This window comes from Nonomuraea sp. NPDC049504 (assembly GCF_040676845.1).
GTDB classification, from domain to species: Bacteria; Actinomycetota; Actinomycetes; order Streptosporangiales; family Streptosporangiaceae; genus Nonomuraea; species Nonomuraea salmonea.
In genome coordinates this window covers 52,424-72,742 of sequence record NZ_JBFAPT010000040.1, presented here as the reverse complement: position 1 = coordinate 72,742, position 20,319 = coordinate 52,424, and the positions used below count along the sequence as shown (strand labels likewise).

Below are 20,319 nucleotides of genomic sequence, written 5' to 3'. Positions count from 1 at the left end.
AAAGGAGCGGGTGGTCGCCAAGAGCATCAAGGCGTACGCGATCGGCGAGGAAGGGCCGGTCGTGGCCCCTGACGGGAGCTATGTGACCGGGCGGGGCCGGCCCGCTCCGCCGCGTCAGCCCGCGCGGAGCCGGCCGGTGCCGCCCCGCCGGGTCGGGCGGGGCCGGCGGGTTTCGCCATCGTCAGCCCGTGCCGTCGGTCTTCGCCGAGGCCTTGGTGACGGCCTCGCCGATGCTCCTGGCCAGGTCGACCACGCGCGGCCCCCACCGGGAGGCGATGTCGTCGTCGAGCTCGGTCACCCGGTCGTCCTTGATGGCGGACAGGTTCTTCCAGCCGGGCCGGGCGGCCAGCGCGTCCTTGTTCTGCTGGCAGCACTTGACGTCGGCGAGGAAGATCAGGTCGGGGTCGGCCTGGGCGACGAACTCGGCGGACAGCTTGGGGTAGCCGCCGGCCGCGTCGGGCGCCTTGTCGGCGATGTTGGTGAGCCCGAACAGGCCGTAGATCTGCCCGATGAACGTCTTGGACGTCACGGCGTAGGGGGTCTGGTCGAGCTCGTGGTAGTAGGTGAGCTTGGTGTCCTTGGGCGCCTTGGCGGCGAGGTCCTCGATGGCGGTCTTCATGCCGGTGACGACCTTGTCGGCCTCGTCCTGGTGCCCGGTGGCCGCGCCCAGCTCGGAGATCTCCTCGTACGCCTCGTCCAGCCCGGTGGCGGCGGGCTGGTGCAGCACGGGCACGTTCACCTTGCCCAGCTCGGAGACGACGTCGTCGAGGTCGTCGGACAGGATGACGAGGTCGGGCTTCTGGGCGACGATGGCCTCGACGTTCGGCTTGAAGCCGGACAGGTCGGTCTTGGGGGCCTCAGGCGGGTGGTTGGAGCGGTCGTCGACGGCGACGACCTGGGAGCCCGCGCCGATGGCGTAGAGGGTCTCGGTGTGGGTGGCCGAGAGCGAGACGATGCGCTCGGGCCGCTTGGGGATGGTGACCTTGCCGTTGGCCGCTTCGACGGTGACGGGGAAGCCGGCGGCCGAGGGGGCGGCGGAGGGGGCGGCGGACGCTGAGGTGGGGGCTGCGCCGGGGCCGGCTGTGGTGCCGGTCTGGCCGCAACCGGCCAGGACGAGCGTTCCCAGCAGCGCGCCCGCGAAGGCCGTGCGTACGGGCCTCACGAGTAGTCCTTTCACACTGTTGGAACCGAGAGACCCGCTGGTAGTGACGGATCACCCTTTTCCACGAGGGTTGATGTGCGTCGGCGCGGAGGCAGGCGACCTGGCTATGACAGTTGCGGGACAGCGCCGGACTCTCACCGGACTTCGCTGCGCTCTGCGCGTCGGGCAAACGCTATCAATCCCTCATACGCCCGCCGCGTCAAGGGGCGAGTTGGGCCTCCGCCTCGGCGATGATCCGCTGGATGCGCAGCCCGTGCGCGGCGTCCAGGGGGTGGCCGCCGCCCTTGCGGACGGTGGCGGCGAACTCCTCGGCGACCCTGGCGAAGTGGTCGTCGTCCCCGTCGCGGGGCGGCAGGACGGCGTTGCCGGTGCGGCCGTACACGGCGATGGTGGACGGCGGCACGTCGCCGCCCGCGGCCATGCTCAGCGACGCCTCGCTGACCGCGCCGCCCTCGTGCTCCAGCAGCAGGCCGATCCAGCGCAGCGGGTGGCCGTGCGCGCGCACGCCGGTGACGGGGCCGAGCGCGGCGTCGAGCACGTCGATCACGTGTGGTCCCACGTCGAGCAGGGCGCCGCGCTCCAGCCGCCAGGGGGTGGCGAAGGGGTGGTCGCCGAGCAGCGCGCCGGAGATGTTGGCGGCGTGGCCGCCGAACGGCTCGACCTCGGCGCAGCGGGCCAGGAAGGCGCGGGTGGCGGCGGTGTAGCGCATGGTGAAGACCATCTGGGAGGCGACGCCGGATTCGGCGACGGCGTCCGCGACGCGCTGGGCGGCGTCGAGCGAGTCGGCGAGCGGCTTCTCCAGCAGCAGCGCCTTGCCCGCGCGGGCGGCGCGGACGGCGTACTCGGCCTGCACGGCGGGCGGGACGCAGAACGCGACGGCCTCGCAGTGCTCGAACAGCTCCTCGACCCGCTCGAACACCGGCGCGCCCAGCTCGGCGGCGGCTTCGGGGCGGCGGGCCCAGACGCCGGCCAGCCGCGTGTGCGGGCTCTCGGCCAGCATGGGCGCGTGCGCCATGCGCGCCCAGGGTCCCGCCCCGATCAGTCCGACCGCCACCGGCTCCATGCACGTCCTCCTCAGGAAATCAGGATATTTCCCACCATAGAGGAGAAGATCACCACTTCACGAGCAGGGCCGTCAGCCCGCGGCCCACGAGCGACCTGCGGTACGCGATCTCCTGCTCGGGAACCAGCCGCAGGCCGGGCAGCCGCCGCCCGAGCACCTCCAGCGCCGTGCGCAGCTGCAGCCGGCCCAGCGCCGCGCCGACGCAGAAGTGGATGCCGTAGCCGAAGACCAGGTGGTCGGCCGCGTTGGGCCGGTCGATCAGGAACCGCTCGGGCTCGGGGAAGACGCTCTCGTCATGTCCCGCCGAGTCGGTGGACAGCAGCACGAGCGAGCCCGCCGGGATCGTCACGCCGTGCAGGACGACGTCGTCGGTGGCGTACCTGAACGAGCCCAGCGAGGCCCCGTCGATGCGCATGCACTCCTCCGACGCGCCCGCCAGCAGCGGCTCCGGCACCGGCCAGCGGCCCTCCCTGAGCAGCCGCAGCACGGTGTTGCCGAGCTGGTTCGGCACGGTGTCGTTGCCGCCGAGCAGGATCGTCGAGATCAGCTCGACCACCTCGCGGTGGGTCAGCTCGGCGCCGATGAGCGAGGTCATCAGGGACGTGAAGTCGTCGCGCGGGCGCGCGGCACGCTCGGCCACCAGGCGGTCCACGTACGCGAGGTAGTCGAGGAAGCTCGCGGCCAGCTCGAGCTGGCGCCGCGGCGGCTGCGGCGACAGGAAGAGCTGGAACCAGTCCTTGACGTGCGCCTGCACGAACGCCTCGTCCTCCTCCGGCACGCCGATGAAGCGGGCGGTCAGCTTGACCGACGGCTCGTGCCCGATCTCGGTGACGAAGTCGGCGGCGCCGCACGGGGCGAGGCGGTCGAGCAGGTCCTCGTTGAGCCGCCGGAACTCCTGCTCCAGCGCGGCCACCGCGCGCGGCGTGAACGCCCGCGACACCGACCCGCGCAGGCGGGTGTGGTCGGGCGGATCCACGTTGGCCACGAAGCTCGACAGGAACGAGCCGTGCTCGCCCAGCTTGTCGCGGGTCTCCTGGGTGAGGCTGCGGGAGATCGTCAGCGAGCCCTTGGAGGAGAAGCGGCGCGGGTCGCCGTAGGCCGCGCGCACGTCGGCGTACCTGGTCAGCACGTACGCCCCCAGCTGCGCGCTGCGGAACACCGGCGCCTCCCTGCGCAGCCTGGCCAGGAACGGGTACGGGCCGGCCACGTGCCAGGCGGCGCTCACGTCGAAGTCGCCCAGGGTCGCGTGCTCGGTCATCCGAAGATCCTCCGCGGGTTGCCGACGAGCATCTGGTGGATCTGCTCCTCGGTGACACCCCTGGCGCGCAGCGCGGGCAGCACGTCCTGGGAGATGTGGAGCAGGTGGTAGCGGGGGTGGCGGCGGCGTACGACGGCGGCGTCGAACCTGTCGTTGAAGCAGTAGGAGTCGTGGCCGAGCACCATGCGCCCGGCGTGGCCGCGCTCGCACATCGCGGCCACGACCGCCACCCGGTCGTCGAGCGGGCAGATCGTGTCGATCCCGAACCTGTCCATGCCGAGGTAGGAGCCGTTCGCCACCAGTTCCTCCAGGTAGGCGAGGTCGGTGGAGTCGCCGGCGTGGCCGATGACCACCCGGCCGAGGTCCACGCCCAGCGAGGCGAGCAGCTTCTGCTGCTTCAGCCCGCCCCTGGAGGCGCTGTGCGAGTGGGTGGTGATGGGCGCCCCGGTGGCCAGGTGGGCCTCGGCGACCGCCCTGAACACCCGCCGGCAGCCCTCGGTCATGCCCTGCCGGTCGGAGGCGCACTTGAGCATGGCCGCCTTGACGCCGGTCCGGCCGATACCCTCGGTGAGGTCGCGGACGAAGAACTCGGCCAGCCGGTCGGGCCCGCCGAACAGCGAGCCCGGCCCGCGGTTGCCGAAGTACGGCGGCAGCGCGTCGTAGGTGTAGAGCCCGGTGGCGGCCACGATGGTGACCGAGGTCAGCTCGGCCACCCGCTGCACGGCGGGGACGTATCTGCCGAGGCCGACCACGGTCAGGTCCACGATGGTGTCGATCCCGGCCGCCTTGAGCGCGTCGAGCTTGGCGGCGGCCTCGCGGGCGCGCGTCTCCAGGTCCCAGCCCTCGGGGATGTCCGGCCAGTTCCACAGGATCTCGGGGCTGAGACCGAAGACGTGCTCGTGCATGAGCGTCGCTCCGAGCTCGGCGACCGGGCCCGTCACGGTTGCAGGCACGGGAACCTCTCGTGCTCGAACGGCCGGTTGACCTGGAGGCCGAGCCCGTCGGTCTGGGCGTAGGGCAGGCCGGTGTAGAGGGCGTCGGCGTCGAAGTAGGTGACGGTGAAGGACAGGCGGGGGCGGTCGTGGCGGTTGGCGGGCGCGCCGTGCACGGTCAGCGCGTGGTGCACGGTCGCGTCGCCGGCTTCGAGGTCGAGCGGCGGCGACAGCTCCAGCTCCTTCAGCCAGGGGTGCTGGGTGAGCTGGTCGTCATCCGGGCGGGTGAAGCTGCGGCCGAGCAGGCCGTGGCGGTGCGAGCCCGCGTAGAAGCGCAGCGCGCCCATGCCGGCGGGCACGTCGGCGAGGGCGAGCCAGACGGTGAGCATGGCCGAGCGGTCCATCGGCATCCAGGGGAAGTCCTGGTGGAACTCGGTGGCGCCGTGCTCGCCCGCCTCCTTGACGAGCAGGTTGGTGACCTGCACGCGGACGGCCCGCACGCCGTGCAGCAGCCGGACGGCGTTGCGTCCCATCTGGGGGTGCAGGGCGAGGGCGGCGAACGCCTCGTCGGTCGCGGCGACGTCCCTGGACTGGCCGAACGCCGCGTCCACCGGGCCGCGGTGCTCCCTGGACCGCTCGCTCAGGTGCTCCAGGGCGCGCTCGCGCAGTGCGGCGGCGGTGGCGGGGTCGATCAGCCGGCTCAGCCTGACCCAGCCGTGCGCGGCGAAGAAGCCCGCCTCGGCGGCGGTCGCCTCCCGTACCGGGATCTCCATGGGCACAGTCTCGCACCAGAGCAAGCGCTTGGTAAGACCTCCGTCTACACTCGGGGCCATGCGGCGGTTCAGGTTCGGCGCGGTGATCAGGCAGGCGGAGTCGGGGCGCGCGTGGGCGGAGAAGGCCAGGCGGCTGGAGGGCGCCGGGTTCGACGTGCTGCTGGTGCCCGACCACCTCACCGGCGACAGGTTCGCGCCGATCGCGGCCCTGACGGCGGCCGCGTGCGCCACCGGGCGGCTGCGGGTCGGCACGCTGGTGTTCGCCAACGACTTCCGGCATCCCGCCGTGCTCGCCAAGGAGGCCGCCACGCTGGACGTGCTGTCGGGCGGGCGGCTCGAGGTGGGGATCGGCACCGGCTGGATGGCCGCCGACTACGCGGGCGCGGGGCTGCGGCCGGAGCCTCCCGGCGTACGGGTCGAGCGGCTGGGCGAGGCCCTGACCGTGCTCAAGGGGCTCTGGGGCGACGGCCCGTTCAGCTTCGACGGGCGGCACTACCGCGTCACCGGCCTCGACCAGCGCCCCAAGCCCGTGCAGCGGCCCCGCCCGCCGCTGGTGATCGGCGCGGGCGGCGCGAGGATGCTCCGCCTGGCCGCCCGGGAGGCCGACGTCGTCAACCTCGCCCTGCGGGTGCTGCCCGACGGGAGCGGCCCCGACGTACGCGACGGCGGCCCCGCCGCGCTCGAGAACAGGCTGGCCGTCGTCAAGGAGGCGGCCGGTGACCGCTACCCCCGCCTGGAGCTGGGCACGAGCGTGATGGCGGTGGGCGAGCTCAAGGCCGACGAGTCGTGGAGCGCCGCGCGGACCGCGCCGCTGGAGGGCACCCCGCAACTCCTGCTCGGCACCCGGCAGGACATCGCTGACCAGCTCCGCCACTGGCGGGACGAGCACGACCTGTCCTACTTCGTGCTGCACCACGAGCGCGATCTGCCCGCCTTCGAGCCCGTCGCCGAGGAGCTGGCGGGCACCTGACGGCGGGCGGCCCGGGGCCGTAGCGGATGATGGGGGCCATGAACGAGATGCTGCTGCTCCGGCACGGAGAGACCGAGTGGAGCAAGGCGGGCAGGCACACCGGCCGTACGGACCTGCCTTTGACGGAGCACGGCGAGGAGCAGGCCAGGGCGCTGGCGCCGCTGGTCAAGGAGCCTTTCCAGCTGGTGCTGGTGTCCCCCGCCCAGCGCGCGGGACGCACGGCCGAGCTGGCCGGGCTGAGCGGGTACGAGGTGGACCCCGACCTGTGGGAGTGGGACTACGGCGGCTATGAGGGCATCACCACGCCGCAGATCCGCGAGACGCGGCCCGGCTGGTACCTGTGGCGTGACGGCGTGATCCCCGGCGACGCCGACCATCCCGGCGAGAGCGCCTCCGAGGTGGCGGTGCGCGCCGACCGGGTGATCGAGCGGGCCCGCGCGGTGGACGGGCGGGTGGCGCTGGTGGCGCACGGGCACTTCCTGCGCGTGCTGGCCGCCCGCTGGCTGGGCCTGGCGCCCGAGGAGGGACGGCTGCTCAAGCTCGACACCGGCACGTACTCGCGGCTCGGGTACGAGCACGCCGAGCCGGTGCTGCTGACCTGGAACGCCCCTGTGAGTTAACCGACCTTCGCGCGCAGGGCCGACGCGTGCAGCGCCCTGCTCACCAGCCAGCCGCGTAACGACCCGAGCGCCGGGTCGTACGACAGCGGCTGCTCCCAGAGGGCGACGAACACGCTCTGCGTCACCTCCTCCGCGTGCTCCTGACTGCCGGTGACCGCGACCGCGACGCCGTACACGTACGGGCCGTGCCGGTCGTAGGCGTCGGCCAGCGCGTCGAGGTCGCCGGCGGTCAGGCGCGCGCACAGGTCCATCAGGTTCTCCCGGGGGGCCCGTCGCCTTCAGGCGACGGTGGAATCGGGAGCGGGAAGGCCGTCAAGTCCCCAGCGTGCATTGATCTGCCTGGTCTGCGCATGAGAGATCTCCGTTTCGTCGCGCATGAGGTGGACCGCGCTGTTATAACGATCGTGTGCGTCAAGGCCGACGAACACTTCACCTCCATCACCTGCGTGCCGAGTTCGGCCATGTGCGTTCCTGGTTGCCCATGCTGTGGTCGCGATCCTGCTGCGTGGCCACGGCCGGTGCGGTGCCGGGCGCGGGGTCGGCCGAGACGGTGCGGCGCTGTATCGAGAGGCGGGGCGAGCGGCCGTCCAAGGGTGGTGGCGGTGCGTAGGGCGTTCACGTTCCTGTTGCGTCCCACGGTCAAGCAGGCCGCCGCACTCGCCGCCTGCTTGGAGGATCATCGCACGCTGTACAACGCCGCGCTGGAGCACCGGCGTACGGCCTACGCCAAGGCGGGGGTGAGCGTCCGGTACGCAGACCAGTCGGCCGAGTTGAAGTACATCCGTGCCGACGATGCGGGCGGGCAGGGCCGGTGGTCGTTCTCCTCGCAGCAGGCCACGCTGCGGCGGCTCGACAAGGCGTTCCGCGCGTTCTTCGACCGCGTCAAGGCCGGGCGTACGCCGGGGTTTCCACGGTTCAAGGGGCGTGGCCGGTTCGACAGCGTGGAGTGGCCCAGGGACGGTGACGGCTGCCGGTGGGACTCCCAGCCCGAACACCCCTCGGCCACGTTCGTGCGGCTCCAGGGTGTCGGGCACGTCCGCGTCCACCAGCACCGCCCGATCCGGGGCCGGGTCAAGACGATCAGCGTGAAGCGGGAAGGCATGCGCTGGTATGTGGTCCTGTCGTGCGACGACGTGCCGACCGGGCCGCTGCCCGCCACGGGTGCGGTGGCCGGGATCGACCTGGGCGTCGCCTCGCTGGTCACCACCTCCGGTGGTGCGCACGTGGCCAATCCGCGCCATCTGGCCGCGACCGCTGATCGTCTCGCCGCCGCGCAGCGCGACCTGGCCCGCAAGAAACGCGGCTCCAAGCGCCGCCATAAGGCCGTCGCACGGGTGGCCGCCCTGCACGGCAAGGTCCGCCGCCAGCGCCTCGACCACGCGCACAAGACCGCGCTCGTGCTGGTCCGCGGCTACGACGTGATCGTGCACGAGGACCTGCGGATCACGAACATGACCCGCTCGGCGTCCGGCACGATCGACGCTCCCGGCCGCAACGTCGCGGCCAAGTCCGGCTTGAATCGCAGCATCCTGGACGCGGGCTGGGGGGTGTTCCTGACGATCCTCGCGCACAAGGCTGAAAGCGCCGGTCGAGAGCTGATCGCAGTCAACCCTGCCGGCACCTCCCGCACGTGTGCCCGTTGTGGGCACTGCGCGAAGGAGAACCGCCTCACCCAGGCCGCGTTCGCCTGCACGGCGTGCGGGCATGCCGCGCACGCCGACGTCAACGCGGCCATCAACATCCTCAGGGCAGGGCTTGCCCTTCGCCGGGCTGCGGAAGCGGCCTAGCGAGAAGCCGCTCCCTTCACGGAACGGAGGAGTCACGTCGCTCATCAGTCGCATCCCAGGGTCGCGGCGGCGGCGATCAGGTCACGGGCGAGCGCGGGGTCGCCCTCGGCGGCGTACGGGAAGGCGCCGGGCGGCCACCGGTTGCCCAGCAGCCGGCAGAAGCCGGCGGCGTCGGCCGAGATGAGCACGGCGACGTGGTCGGAGGCGGGCGAGAGCGGGATCGTCCAGGTGCCGCCGCCCGGCCCGGTGAGCACGATGGTGGCCGAGACGTCGCGGCGCGGCCCGCGCAGCGCGCGCGGCAGCAGCGCCAGCCCGAACTCGGCGACCATGTGCACGTGCTCGGGCTTCGGCGCGGCCCCGGCCCGGTCGGTGGCGGCCCTGATGTCGTCGGCGTGCGTCCAGGTCTCGAACGTGCGCTGGATCATGGCCTGGCGCAGCGGCGCGCGGGCCGGCCGCGCGCCCGCCAGCGCCACCTCCACGCCGAGCAGCACCTCGCTGCCCGCCGACACGCGCGACAGCAGCGAGCCGGCCTGCTCGCGCCAGCGCCGGTGCGCGGTCCGCGCGAGGGCTCCCTGGACGCCCATGAACCTGGCCACGGTGGCATCGTTGGCCGTCAGGTGCTCGACCATGCCCCTGACCGTGCCGTGCTTGGGGACCGGCGACTCCCACTGGGCCGGGCTCAGCTCGGCCAGCAGGTCGTCCATGAGCGCGACCTGCTCGGCGTACGGGACGGCGACGGTGGCCACGCCCATCGCGGCGGGGGTGCGGCGGCGGCTCGCCCCGGACAGCACGGCCTCGCGCAGCCCGGGCGGCGGCTCGGCGGCGGCCTCGGGCTGATCGAGCAGCGCGATCGCCGCGGTGCAGTCAGGGCACGAGGCGACGTGGTCGTCGGGGCGCCGCCCGTCGAAGAGGTACGAGTCCGTCATGGCCACCTCCGCAGCCGACGCTAACCCGGCGGGCCCCCCGGAGCCAGGCGGCAGCCGGGGAAGGGTGCGAGCAGCGTCTCACGCCAGGGGCCTTCGAGATAGTCGCGGGCGCGTTTTGCCCACGCGAGCAGCCGCGGGTCGGGCTTCGCCTCGTCGTCGAGGCCGAGTGCGGCGTCGCGGGCGCGCTGCGTGGCCAGGTGGTCGTCGAGGGAGACGGCCCAGAGGGTGACCGCCTCGGTGTCGCAGAACAGCACCTCGTACAGGCCGGCCAGGGTGTGGCCGTGCTCGGCGAGCAGCGGGGCGCGTTCCGTGCGTACGGCGTGCAGGTAGTCGAGGGCGGCGCCGGGGCGTACGCGGGCGCTTTCGAAGAGGTAGAGCTCGGCGGCGGGCGCCGCGGACAGCGGCGGGCAGCCCGGCACGGCGCCGAGCGGCCGGGAGAAGGCGGAGAAGCGCAGGTCGTCGATGTCGGACAGGAACAGCCGGGCATCGACGCCCTGGTAGATCTCCATCATCTGCCGCCACCCGCCGTCCCAGCCGCCGTGGCAGTCCCACAGCGTGACGGCCTTGAACTGCGGGTGGCCGGTGATGCCGACCGCGTAGAAGGCGCCCACCAGGTCGATCTCGCGGGACCTGATGGACATGCCGGAGGTGAGCGTGGGCGCGGTGCGGCTCTCGTCCTCGCGCTTGTAGCGGGTCAGCCAGGTGAGGTAGTCGAGCGGCCGCCTGGAGTTCATCGGCCGGAAGTCGACCTCCTCGATCAGGTGGATCGCGCGCCGCACGGCGCCTCCTCTACCAAGCGATTGCTTGGCTTCGAGGATAGCGATCAGACGAGTGCCTGGGAAGGCTGCGGGCCGCGCCCGGTGAGCCACTCGAGGACCTTGCGATGCCCGGAGGCGGCGTCCTCGAAATGGCCCCAGTGCCAGTAGCGCGGCTGGTCCCTGATGCCGGTCACCCACGTGCGGTAGGAGACGCTGGCCGGGGTCGTCGTGGTGGCCCCGCCGGTCGCGGGCGCGACACCATAGGTGCGGATCACGACCTTGCCGCCGGGTGCGAACAGCACGTCGTCGGCGATCGGATACAGGGTCATCTGGTCGAGCATGACCCCGATCCTCGCCGGAGGAGGAGGCCGGGCGGTTACACCCCCGGCGCGCCGCCGTTAAGCGGACGCGCCGGAGGTTAACACGGTGTTACACGAGCAGGCCGTCGAACTCTCCGTCCTTCACCCCGAGCACCAGAGCCCGGATCTCGTCACGGGTATAGATCAGGGCAGGCCCGTCGGGGAAGCGTGAGTTGCGCACCGCGATGCCCCCGTCGGGGAGCTCCGCGAGCTCGACGCAGTTGCCCTGCGAGTTGCTGTAGCGGCTCTTGCGCCAGGCGACCTCGGTCAGGTCGGCCGCAGGCATGCCGTTGTAGGTCTGGTTCATCTACATCTTTCTGAGAAGACCGCCGATGAGCTCGACGGTGCCTCCTGGCGTGGTGCTCTCCACGCACAACTGCTCCATGGCCGTGAGGTACGGGTCGACGTCCTCACGCTTGTCCAGGTACAGGGCACCCCAGAGCTGCTCGACGTAGACAACGTCCGACAGGTCGGACTCGGGAAACCGCAAGATGCTGAACGCGCCCCCTTCAGCGGCGTGCTTGCCGAACCTGAAGGGCATCACCTGGATGGTGATGTTGGGAAGGGCGGCGACTTCCAGCAGATGCTGGAGCTGCTCGGACATGACCTCCCGCCCGCCGATGGTCCGCTTGAGCGCCGCCTCGTCGATGACGGCCCACAGCTTGGGCCCGTCCTTCCGGGTGAAGCGCTCCTGGCGCTGCATGCGCATGTGCACGCGCCGCTCGATGCTCTCGGGGGTCGCATCGGGGTTGCCGAGCTGATAGACGGAACGCGCGTAGGCGGCCGTCTGCAGCAGACCGGGCACGAACTGCACCTCATAGGTGCGGATCACGCTCGCGGCCTCCTCCAGGCCGATGTACGTGGTGAACCACGTCGGCAGCACGGCCGAGTACTTGTGCCACCACCCGGGGGTGTTGGCCTCGCGCACCATCTCCAGCAGGGCACGGCGTTCGGCATCGTCGACGACGCCGTACAGGGTGAGCAGGTCTTCCACGTCACGTGTCTTGAAGCCGACGCGGCCGAGCTCCATGCGGCTGATCTTGGACTCGGACGCCCGGATGTGGAATCCGGCCTGTGCCCGGTCGAGCCCGCTGCGCTCACGGAGACGCCTGAGGCTCGCCCCCAGCATGATGCGCCGAACGGTCGAACCGGTCCCGGGCGGATCAATCGACACGTGCTTGCTCCTTGGTCGTTTCCTTGCCACAAGTGTGTCACTTCACGGCCGAAAGATCATGGCCGCGGACAAGATCCCCTTTCCCCCATATTGACCTTTTGGGGGAAACCGTAGCGCGTGCACGAGTTGTCTGCACGTGCATTCGCTCTTGCACCTGCACGAGAGTTTGTCGCAGAATGATCACGTGCAATCCACCACGGCGCACGGCCAGTGGACCACGTTCGATTGGTGGCCCCCGATCGGCTGGTGGCCTGAGGCGGCTCGCGATCTCCTGGTCCCGGGCCCGTCGGCCAGCGCCACGTACGTGCTCCCGCCCGAGGCGTCCTCGGTCCACTCCGCCCGCAGCTTCGCCGCCGGCACGCTGGCCGGCTGGGGCCTGACCGAGCTGGCCGAGAACATGGAGCTGGTGGTCTCCGAGCTCGCCACCAACGCCCTGCGCCACGGCCTGTGCCTCGACGACCCGCGCAGGCAGCGCACGGTCCACATGTCACTCGTCCGCCGCGGCCCCCTCGTCACCAGCGCCTTCACCGATCCAGGCTCCTCGGTGCCGGTGCTGCGATACCCTGGCCCCCTTGACACCGGCGGCCTCGGACTCCACATCGTCGAATCGCTCAGCCTCCGCTGGGGCTGGTCCGCACTCGCGCCCCACGGAAAGATCGTCTGGGCAGTCCTCTCCTGACCGGGGGTGATCTGCATTACCGTGGATGGTCATGGCTCACGGTGAGTCCCGCGCGCGACCCCATGAGAGTGCTGACAGATGGAAGATCACCTGCTCGGCTGGCTACGAACACTAGACGAGGACAGGCTTGGGCGCATCCTCGCGAACAGGCCCGACGCCATCGCCGCGCCCTGGCCCCGGCGCCTCGACACCCTCGCCCAGCGCCTGGGCAACGGTTTCGCCGTGATGGAGACCCTGCGCCGGCTGCCGCTGCCCTGCCTGCAGCTCGCCGAGGCCGCCCTGGCCATGACCCGCCCCACCCCCGGCTCGCTGGCCCGCTTCCTCAACAGGGGCGCGGAAGACGTCACCCCCTGGCTCGAACACCTCTGCGACCACGCCCTGGCCTGGCCGGGCGACGACGACGTCATCCACTTCGCCGAGGGCGTCACCCGCTACTGGTCCGCCCCGCTCAGCCTGGGCGAGCCGCTTGAGCACTACCTCAACTCCTGGTCGATCAGCAACGACGCGCTCCACGCGCTCGCCCGCTCGCTCGGCCTGCCCGCCCAGGGCAACAAGCGCCGCACGATCGCCCGCGTCATCGAGACGCTGAGTGACGCCGAGCGCCTGCGCACGCTCATCGCCGGCGCCCCCACCGGCACCGTCCCGCTGCTCGACCGCTTCGCCTGGGACGGCCCCGCACTCGACGTCGACGGCGGCACGTTCGTCACCCCCGGCACGCCCGAGAAGTGGTGCGCCGACCACGGCCTGCTCTTCCGTCCGAGCTGGCACGTCGCCGAGATCCCCCGCGAGGTGGCGATCCGGCTGCGCGGCCCCGGCTACCACCCGCCCTACCGGCCGGAAGCCCCCGAGATCGCCACCATCCCGGTCGATCCAGAAGAGGTCGACCACCTCATGACGCTGGCCGCGCCGCACGTCGTCGAGCGCTGCGCGGCACTGCTCGACAACACCTCCAAGACGCCGCTGCCGCTGCTCAAGACCGGCGGCGTCGGCGTGCGCGAGGTCCGCAGGGTGGCCAAGGAGACCGGCTGCGACGAGGACGAGACCCGCCTGCTGCTGGAGATCTGCGCCGTGGCCAGGCTGCTGGCCTGGGACGAGCCGTCCGGCGGCATGATCCCCACAGAGCGCTTCGACCGCTGGCGGCTCGACGAGGGCTCGGCCCGGCTGCGGGTGCTGCTGGCCGCCTGGTGGCGCATGGAGCGCTCCTCCCTGCGCAAGATCGACGGCAAGTACGGCACCGTGCTCGGCGACGACCCCATCGGCGGCACGCTGGCCGAAATCCGCAGAGCCGTGCTGTCGGTGCTGGCCGGCCTGCCCGCCGGCACCGCGTACGCCGACCGCGACAGCCTCATCGGGGGCGTCCACTGGCACGCGCCGCTGCTCGACGTGCGGCTGCTGCGCTCGTGCGCGCCCGCCGTGCTCGACGAGGCCCGCCTGCTCGGGCTGCTGGCCAACAACGCGCTGACCGACCTCGGCAGGGCGCTGGCCGGGCTCACCGCGCGGCCCGGCGACGAGAACGACGACGCCGTCCCCATGGTCGAGCACGACCCCATGCTGGCCGAGGCGGCCACCCGCGCGCTGGCCAGCGTCCGCAGGAGCGCGCTGTTCGGCCCCGACCTGACCGCCGTCGTCACCGGCCCGCCCTCGGCCGAGCTCGCGGCGCTGCTCGACCGCACCGCCGAGCGCGAGTCGCGCGGCGCGGCCTCGGTGTGGCGCTTCACCACCGAGAGCGTGCGCCGCGCGCTCGACCAGGGCTACGAGGCCGACACGCTGCTCGACGAGCTGGCCGCGGTCGGCACGATCCCGCAGCCGCTCGAATACCTGGTCCGCGACACCGCGCGGCGCCACGGCGAGGTGACGGTCACCACGGTCGGCTGCGTCGTCCAGGCCACCGACACCGCGCTGCTCGCCGAGATCGCCGCGCACCGGCGCCTCGGCCGGCTCGGGCTGCGGCTGCTCGCGCCGACGGTGCTGGTGAGCAGGGCGCCCGCCGACCGCACGCTGTCGGCGCTGCGCGAGGTCGGCTACTCCCCCGTGCCGGTCTCCGACACCGGGGAGATCACCATCCACCGGGCGCGCCCGGAGGAGCCGGCGGGCGGCAAGCTCATCCTGCTGCCCGGCGGGCAGGTGGCCGAGCTGTCCGACTTCCCCGGCATCATCGAGACGCCCCCCTACATGCTGGCCGAGCCCGCGCCCGACCCGTACGAGCACGCCCGCAGGCTGCTCGCCGCCGGCCGGCCCGAGGACGACAGGAGCGGCCGCACCTGGGCCATCATCGGCCGCATGGCCACCCGGCTGCCGACCGCGCAGCAGTCGCTGCTCGGGTTCGTGGTCGATCGCGGCGTGCGGGCCGGCATCACGCTCGCCGACGGGCTGACGGCCACGATCAGCCATGGCGAGCTCAAGGGCGGCGCGCTCGACGCCTGGTGCGAGGAGGCGGGCGACTACCTGGAGTTCCCGCTCGCCGAGATCGTCGAGGTGCGGGGGGCCTACTGAGCCCCGCTACTTCAGCGGCTTCGCCTTCGCCAGGTTTGCCACCAGGCCCTCCAGGAAGTCGGCGTAGCCCTGGTAGCTGAAGGGCGCCTCGGCGTTCCACGGGTAGAGCTGGCCCGCCTCGACCGCGGGGAGCTTGGCGAAGGTGGGCTTCTTCATCATCTCCTCGGGCTTGAGCGCCTGCGTGCGGGTGTCGTAGAGGATCACGTCGGCGTCGTAGGTGTCGGCGTTCTCCCAGCTCAGCGTCTGGAAGAAGCCGCCGTCGTCCACCTTGTCGGGCTTGACGACGTCGAGGCCGGCGCTGGTCAGGTGCACGATGTCGGGGTACTCGGGCGGGTTGACGATCCAGAACGCGTCGGCGCCGCCCGACACCATGAGCACCTTGAGGTTCTTGAACTCGGCCAGCTTCGCGGTGGCCGCCTCCATGCGGGCCTTGGCCTCCGGCACGCCCGCCATGTCGGCGCCGAGCGACTGGGCGAGCCGCTCGTACGTGCCGATGACCTCGGTCGCGCTCTTGCCGGTGAGCATGACGCCGACGGTCGGGGCGACCTGCTCGATGGTGTCCTTCGACTTCTCGGGCACGTACCAGAGGGTGCCCTTGACGTACATGCTGCTGACCAGGAGGTCGGGCTGCAGCGCGATGTACTGCTCGACGTTGAACTCGTCCCACACGTTGCCGAGGCCGGTGACCTTGGTGATGTCGACGTTGCCGACCTGCGGGTCCTTGCCGCCGTCGGCGAGCTTGTGGGGGCCGAAGACGCCGATCGGGCGCACGCCGAAGTCCCACAGCGCGGCGGCGGCGCCGACCTGCGCGACGATCCTGGCGGGGACCTTGGGCAGGTCGAGCTTCTTGTCACGGTCGTCGGTGAACGTCCAGCCCTGCCCGGACGGCGCGCCCGACCCGGCGGGCGACCCGGCCGGTGCCGCCTCGCCGCCGCCGTCGCCGCACGCCGCCAGTGTCAGGGCCGCCGCGAGTCCCGCCGCGCCCGCGAGGAAGCCCCTGCGAGGCAGTACCGGTCCCGACATGTGCATCTCCTAAAGGTTGCCTGGCCTTGCTTGCTTGCTGGACCATTAGATTAGCCTTGCCTAAGTTTGACTGACGACGAGAGGGGGTCGGGTGCGCCCGGCAGAGGACACGGCCCAGGTGGCCGTGAGCGGAACCGCCGCGAGGAGGGCCGAGGGGAGGGCCGGAGGGCGCCCGTCCGTGCTGGTCGCCGGGCTGGTGGTCACGTTCGCCGTTCTGGTGCTGGTCGCGCTGGCCAGCGTGGCGCTGGGCGCGCGGTCGGTGTCGTTCGGCACGGTGATCGACGCGTTCCTGGCGCCCGACGGCTCCAGCGACCACACGGTCATCCGCGAGCTGCGCGTCCCCCGTACGCTGCTGGGCCTCGGCGTCGGCGCCACGCTCGGGCTGGCCGGCGCGCTCATGCAGAGCCTGACCCGTAACCCGCTCGCCGACCCCGGCCTGCTGGGCATCAACCAGGGCGCCGCGCTGGGCGTCACGCTGGCGATCGGCGTGTTCGGGCTCGGCGACCCCACCGTGTACGTCTGGTTCGCCTTCGGCGGCGCCGCCCTGGCCTCGTTCGTCGTCTACGCGCTCGCCTCGTCGGGCCGCTCGGGATCGAACCCGGTACGCCTGGCCCTGGCCGGCGTCGCCTTCGGCATGGTGTGCACCGCGGTCGCCTCGGCCATCCTGCGCATGGACTCGCAGACCTTCGACCGCATGCGGTTCTGGCTGACCGGCTCCCTGGCCGGGCAGACGGCCGACACGCTGGTGCGGCTGGCGCCGTTCATGGTCGCCGGGCTGGTGATGGGGCTGCTGCTGGCCAGGCCGCTCAACATGCTGGCGCTCGGCGACGACGCGGGCAAGGCGCTCGGCGTCGCGGTCAACCGCACGCGGATACTCACCGGCATCGCCGTCACGCTGCTGTGCGGCGCGGCGACGGCCGCCGCGGGGCCGCTGTGGTTCGTCGGGCTCATCGTGCCGCACGCGGTGCGCGCCGCGGTGGGGCCCGACCAGCGGTGGGTGCTGCCGTACTCGGCGCTGGCCGCGCCCGTGCTGCTGCTCGGCGCCGACGTGGTCGGGCGGCTCATCGCCCGGCCGGGAGAGGTGCAGGTGGGCATCGTGTGGGCGGTGATCGGCGCGCCGATCTTCATCCTGATGGCCAGGCGGAGGCGGGTGGCGGCGCTGTGAACGTCCGCGTCGGATCCTGGTCCGTACGGCTCGCGCCGCGCGCCCTGCTCGTCACCGCGCTCCTCGTCCTCGCCGGCTTCGCCGTGAGCGTGGCGGCGCTGTCCACCGGCGAGTTCACCGTGCCGGTGCCCGACATCATCGACGCCCTGTTCGGCCAGGGCACGCCGGTCGCCGAGCTGATCGTGAGCAAGCTGCGCGCCCCGCGCGTGGTGACCGGGCTGCTGGTCGGGGCCGCGTTCGGGCTGAGCGGGGCCATCTTCCAGAGCCTGACGAGGAACCCGCTCGGCAGCCCCGACTTCATCGGCTTCACCGCGGGGGCCTCCACGGGCGGCATCATCGCCGTCGTCGCCGGCGGCTCCGCCATCATGATCGCCGGCGGCGCGCTGCTCGGCTGCGTGGTGACGGCGGCCCTGGTGTACGCGCTGGCCTACCGGGGCGGCGTGGCCGGCTACCGGCTCGTCCTGGTCGGCATCGGGGCCAACGCGCTGCTGCTGGCCGTCAACTCGTACATCCTGACCAGGGCCAACATCAACGACGCGGCCACCGCGGGCGCCTGGCTCACCGGCAGCCTGAGCGGGCGCGGCTGGGACCACGCGGGGCCCGTCGCGCTCGCGCTGGTCGTGCTGCTGCCGGTGTGCGCGGCCATCGCGCGGCCGATGCGCGTGATCGAGATGGGCGACGACGCGGCCAAGGCCATGGGCATCAGGGTCGAGGTCGTCCGCGCGGCGGCCATCGCGGCCGGGGTGCTGCTGGCCGGGGTGGCCACGGCCGCCGCCGGGCCCGTCGTGTTCGTCGCGCTGGCCGCGCCGCAGCTCGCCCGGCGGCTCACCCGCTCCCCCGGCGTCACCCTGGCGGCCTCGGCGCTGATGGGCGCCGTGCTGCTGCTAGCCGCCGACCTGGCCGCGCAGCGGCTGCTCGCCCCCACCCAGCTTCCCGTCGGCGTGCTGACCGCCGCGATCGGCGGCACGTACCTCGTCCTGCTCCTGCGAAAGGACCGCCACTGATGGTCTCCTCCCGCCTGTCCGGCACCGGCCTCACCCTCGCCTACGACCAGCGCGTCGTGGCCTCCGACCTCAGCGTGGCGATCCCCGACGCGTCCTTCACCGTGATCATCGGCCCGAACGCGTGCGGCAAGTCCACCCTGCTGCGGGCGCTCGCGCGGATGCTGAAGCCGAAGTCCGGCGCCGTGCACCTGGACGGCAGTGTGATCACGTCGCTGCCGTCGAAGGAGGTGGCGCGGCGGCTCGGCCTGCTGCCGCAGAGCTCGATCGTGCCGGACGGCATCACCGTGGCCGACCTGGTGGCCCGTGGCCGCTACCCGCACCAGAAGCTCATGCGGCAGTGGTCGAAGGCCGACGAGGCGGCGGTGACGGAGGCCATGCGCGCCACCGACGTGGCCGGGCTCGCCGACCGCATCGTGGACGAGCTGTCGGGCGGGCAGCGGCAGCGGGTGTGGCTGGCCATGGCTCTGGCGCAGGAAACGCCGATCCTGCTGCTGGACGAGCCCACCACGTTCCTGGACATCTCCCACCAGATCGAGGTGCTCGACCTCTGCGCCGACCTGCACGAGGCAGGGCGGACCATGGTGGCCGTGCTGCACGACCTCAACCAGGCCAGCCGGTACGCCACGCACCTGATCGTGATGTGCGGCGGCGAGATCGTCGCTTCGGGCGATCCGGCCGAGATCGTCACGTCCGAGCTGGTGCGGGAGGTGTTCGACCTGCGCTGCGAGATCATCCAGGACCCGCAGTCGGGCACCCCGCTCATCGTCCCCGAGTCCCGCCGCCGCCTCCGCGTCGCCGCCTCCGCCTGACCGCCACCGCCTGGTGGGCGGCTTCGACGGTTGTGGCCGGGGCGGCGTGGGGCCGCCCCGGGCCTGGTCGGTAGGCGGCTCAGTAGGCGGCTCGGTAGGCGGCTCAGTAGGCGGCGCAGCGGCGGACCGCGAGCAGGGCCAGCGCGCGGGTGACGTCGCGCAGCTCGCTCAGCCGCACCTGCTCCCTGGGGGCGTGCGCGAACCGGACGTCGCCGGGGCCGTAGTGCAGGGTCGGGATGCCGCCCGCCGTGTAGAGGCGCAGGTCGCTCCCGTACGGCGCCGCCGTCTCGGCGGGCGTCGCGCCCGTCGTGGCGGCCACCGCGTCGCGCACCTGCGTGAGCAGCTCGTGCCCGGCCGGCAGCCGCCCGCTGGCGAACTGCCCGCCCGGCCACGTGACGACCGGCGGGTTGGCCCGCAGCCAGGGGTCGGCGACGTCGGCGACCGCCTCCTCGAAGGCCGCCCGCGCCCGCGCCGGGTCCTCGTCCAGCCGCACCCCGAGCCGCCCCTCGGCGACCAGCAGGTCGGGCACGGTGCTGGCCCAGTCGCCGGCGCGGACCGTCCCGACCTCGATCGGGTACGGCAGCGCGTTCCCGGCGAACAGCTCGGGCACGTCGCGGTTGCGCTCGGCCTCCAGCCGCCTGATCGCGGCGAACACCGGCCAGAACGCCTCGATCGCGTTGACCCCCTCGTTCCTGGTGGCGCCGTGGGCGGCCCGCCCGGCGATCTCCAGCCGGAACGTCAGCGCGCCCGCGTTCGCGGTGATGACCGCGCCCGAGGTGGGCTCGCTGATCACCGCGGCCTCGGCGGTGTGCCCTCTGGCCAGGGTGGCGAACGCGCCCAGCCCGCCGTCCTCCTCGCTGATCACGCAGTGCACGGCCAGCGGCCTGGCCAGCCGGATCCCGGCGCGGTGCACGGCGCGGGCCACCGCCAGGTTCGCGACCAGGCCGGCCTTCATGTCGCAGGCGCCCCTGCCGTGCAGCACGTCGCCGGTGATGCGGGCGGCGAACGGGTCGCTGCCCGCCCACTTGGCGAGGTCGCCGGTCGGCACCACGTCCACGTGGCCCTGGAGGGCGAGGGCGGGCGGGCCCTCGCCGCCGGAGGTGACGGCGACCACGCCGTACCCCTCGCTCCGCGGCGCCTCGGTGCCGGGGAAGCCGGGGCGGCTGGTCAGGTCGGGCAGGTCGAGCTTCCAGACGTCCACGTCCATGCCGGCTTCGGTGAGCAGGCGAGCGAAGCGGTGCTGCAGCTCGGACTCGGCGTCTGTGCCGGTCACGCTGGGGACCTTCACGGTCTCGGCCAGCAGGTTCACGGTCTCGGGCGCGTCGATGGCATCGAGGACCCGGGCTTCCACGTCGTGCATGGAG

At 72.6% G+C, this 20,319-nt stretch carries 21 protein-coding genes and 1 riboswitch; of the genes, 8 read left to right on the top strand and 13 right to left on the bottom strand.

The features are described 5' to 3' along the window. Positions 1–181: 181 nt before the first annotated feature. From AB0K28_RS46265 to AB0K28_RS46245, 5 genes are all read right to left on the bottom strand, one after another. A complete protein-coding gene (locus AB0K28_RS46265) occupies positions 182–1,162 on the bottom strand; it encodes an ABC transporter substrate-binding protein (protein ID WP_364383506.1) in 981 nt (326 codons plus the stop codon). Positions 1,163–1,234: 72 nt separating this feature from the next. Further along, positions 1,235–1,354, bottom strand: a riboswitch (cobalamin riboswitch). A 7-nt stretch (positions 1,355–1,361) separates the two neighbouring features. Then, the gene (locus AB0K28_RS46260) at positions 1,362–2,225 is read right to left on the bottom strand and encodes a Gfo/Idh/MocA family oxidoreductase (protein WP_364383504.1); all 864 of its coding nucleotides are present in this window, start codon (positions 2,223–2,225) and stop codon (positions 1,362–1,364) included. Positions 2,226–2,274: 49 nt separating this feature from the next. After that, a complete protein-coding gene (locus AB0K28_RS46255; RefSeq protein ID WP_364383501.1) occupies positions 2,275–3,483 on the bottom strand; it encodes a cytochrome P450 in 1,209 nt (402 codons plus the stop codon). Beyond that, positions 3,480–4,436: a phosphotriesterase-related protein gene (locus AB0K28_RS46250; protein ID WP_364383498.1), complete on the bottom strand. Its 957-nt coding sequence runs from the start codon at positions 4,434–4,436 to the stop codon at positions 3,480–3,482. Before AB0K28_RS46250 ends, AB0K28_RS46255 begins: the two co-directional genes overlap by 4 nt. Continuing rightward, positions 4,421–5,188 (bottom strand): phytanoyl-CoA dioxygenase family protein, encoded by a 768-nt coding sequence (locus tag AB0K28_RS46245; RefSeq protein ID WP_364383495.1) that lies wholly within the window; start codon positions 5,186–5,188, stop codon positions 4,421–4,423. Before AB0K28_RS46245 ends, AB0K28_RS46250 begins: the two co-directional genes overlap by 16 nt. A gap of 58 nt (positions 5,189–5,246) precedes the next feature. On the opposite strand from AB0K28_RS46245, the gene AB0K28_RS46240 reads away from it, so the two are divergent. Together AB0K28_RS46240 and AB0K28_RS46235 are read left to right on the top strand one after the other, a co-directional pair. Further along, positions 5,247–6,158, top strand: coding sequence for a TIGR03621 family F420-dependent LLM class oxidoreductase (locus AB0K28_RS46240; protein ID WP_364383492.1), 912 nt, complete (start codon positions 5,247–5,249; stop codon positions 6,156–6,158). Positions 6,159–6,196: 38 nt separating this feature from the next. Then, positions 6,197–6,778, top strand: a complete 582-nt coding sequence (locus tag AB0K28_RS46235; RefSeq protein WP_345400641.1) for a histidine phosphatase family protein — start codon at positions 6,197–6,199, stop codon at positions 6,776–6,778. Here AB0K28_RS46235 and AB0K28_RS46230 read toward each other — a convergent pair. Beyond that, positions 6,775–7,029, bottom strand: a complete 255-nt coding sequence (locus tag AB0K28_RS46230; protein WP_364383488.1) for a sigma factor — start codon at positions 7,027–7,029, stop codon at positions 6,775–6,777. The two genes, AB0K28_RS46235 and AB0K28_RS46230, sit on opposite strands and share 4 nt — an antisense overlap. A gap of 351 nt (positions 7,030–7,380) precedes the next feature. On the opposite strand from AB0K28_RS46230, the gene AB0K28_RS46225 reads away from it, so the two are divergent. Beyond that, a complete protein-coding gene (locus tag AB0K28_RS46225) occupies positions 7,381–8,565 on the top strand; it encodes a transposase (RefSeq protein WP_364383485.1) in 1,185 nt (394 codons plus the stop codon). 44 nt (positions 8,566–8,609) lie between these two features. Here AB0K28_RS46225 and AB0K28_RS46220 read toward each other — a convergent pair whose 3' ends face one another. The 5 genes from AB0K28_RS46220 to AB0K28_RS46200 all read right to left on the bottom strand — a co-directional run bounded on the left by AB0K28_RS46220 (position 8,610) and on the right by AB0K28_RS46200 (position 11,737). Then, positions 8,610–9,491 (bottom strand): maleylpyruvate isomerase family mycothiol-dependent enzyme, encoded by an 882-nt coding sequence (locus AB0K28_RS46220; protein WP_345400629.1) that lies wholly within the window; start codon positions 9,489–9,491, stop codon positions 8,610–8,612. Between the two features lie 20 nt (positions 9,492–9,511). Further along, positions 9,512–10,270 carry a hypothetical protein gene (locus AB0K28_RS46215; RefSeq protein WP_345400626.1) on the bottom strand — a complete coding sequence of 253 codons (759 nt, stop codon included), beginning with the start codon at positions 10,268–10,270 and terminating at the stop codon, positions 9,512–9,514. Between the two features lie 44 nt (positions 10,271–10,314). Continuing rightward, positions 10,315–10,590, bottom strand: a complete 276-nt coding sequence (locus tag AB0K28_RS46210; protein WP_345400623.1) for a hypothetical protein — start codon at positions 10,588–10,590, stop codon at positions 10,315–10,317. Positions 10,591–10,678: 88 nt separating this feature from the next. Then, complete coding sequence (locus tag AB0K28_RS46205; RefSeq protein WP_345400620.1) at positions 10,679–10,915, bottom strand: DUF397 domain-containing protein; 237 nt, start codon at positions 10,913–10,915, stop codon at positions 10,679–10,681. After that, on the bottom strand, positions 10,916–11,737 hold the full coding sequence (locus AB0K28_RS46200; protein WP_364383510.1) for a helix-turn-helix transcriptional regulator: 822 nt from the start codon (positions 11,735–11,737) through the stop codon (positions 10,916–10,918). A gap of 229 nt (positions 11,738–11,966) precedes the next feature. On the opposite strand from AB0K28_RS46200, the gene AB0K28_RS46195 reads away from it, so the two are divergent. Together AB0K28_RS46195 and AB0K28_RS46190 are read left to right on the top strand one after the other, a co-directional pair. After that, positions 11,967–12,461: an ATP-binding protein gene (locus AB0K28_RS46195; RefSeq protein WP_364383480.1), complete on the top strand. Its 495-nt coding sequence runs from the start codon at positions 11,967–11,969 to the stop codon at positions 12,459–12,461. Positions 12,462–12,539: 78 nt separating this feature from the next. After that, the gene (locus tag AB0K28_RS46190) at positions 12,540–14,954 is read left to right on the top strand and encodes a helicase-associated domain-containing protein (protein WP_364383477.1); all 2,415 of its coding nucleotides are present in this window, start codon (positions 12,540–12,542) and stop codon (positions 14,952–14,954) included. Positions 14,955–14,960: 6 nt separating this feature from the next. Here the strand turns inward: AB0K28_RS46190 and AB0K28_RS46185 are convergent, their stop codons facing one another. Next, complete coding sequence (locus AB0K28_RS46185; RefSeq protein ID WP_364383474.1) at positions 14,961–15,977, bottom strand: ABC transporter substrate-binding protein; 1,017 nt, start codon at positions 15,975–15,977, stop codon at positions 14,961–14,963. Positions 15,978–16,068: 91 nt separating this feature from the next. Between AB0K28_RS46185 and AB0K28_RS46180 the strand changes: the two genes are divergently transcribed. Genes AB0K28_RS46180 through AB0K28_RS46170 form a run of 3 tightly spaced genes read left to right on the top strand, consistent with a single transcriptional unit; the run spans position 16,069 to position 18,955 of the window. Next, complete coding sequence (locus AB0K28_RS46180) at positions 16,069–17,142, top strand: iron chelate uptake ABC transporter family permease subunit (RefSeq protein WP_345400606.1); 1,074 nt, start codon at positions 16,069–16,071, stop codon at positions 17,140–17,142. Beyond that, positions 17,139–18,146, top strand: a complete 1,008-nt coding sequence (locus AB0K28_RS46175; RefSeq protein ID WP_364383470.1) for an iron chelate uptake ABC transporter family permease subunit — start codon at positions 17,139–17,141, stop codon at positions 18,144–18,146. The genes AB0K28_RS46180 and AB0K28_RS46175 overlap by 4 nt, the downstream gene beginning before the upstream one ends. After that, positions 18,146–18,955, top strand: a complete 810-nt coding sequence (locus AB0K28_RS46170) for an ABC transporter ATP-binding protein (protein WP_345400600.1) — start codon at positions 18,146–18,148, stop codon at positions 18,953–18,955. The genes AB0K28_RS46175 and AB0K28_RS46170 overlap by 1 nt, the downstream gene beginning before the upstream one ends. Before the next feature lie 103 nt (positions 18,956–19,058). Here AB0K28_RS46170 and AB0K28_RS46165 read toward each other — a convergent pair whose 3' ends face one another. Then, the gene (locus AB0K28_RS46165; RefSeq protein WP_364383467.1) at positions 19,059–20,315 is read right to left on the bottom strand and encodes an ArgE/DapE family deacylase; all 1,257 of its coding nucleotides are present in this window, start codon (positions 20,313–20,315) and stop codon (positions 19,059–19,061) included. Positions 20,316–20,319: the final 4 nt, after the last annotated feature.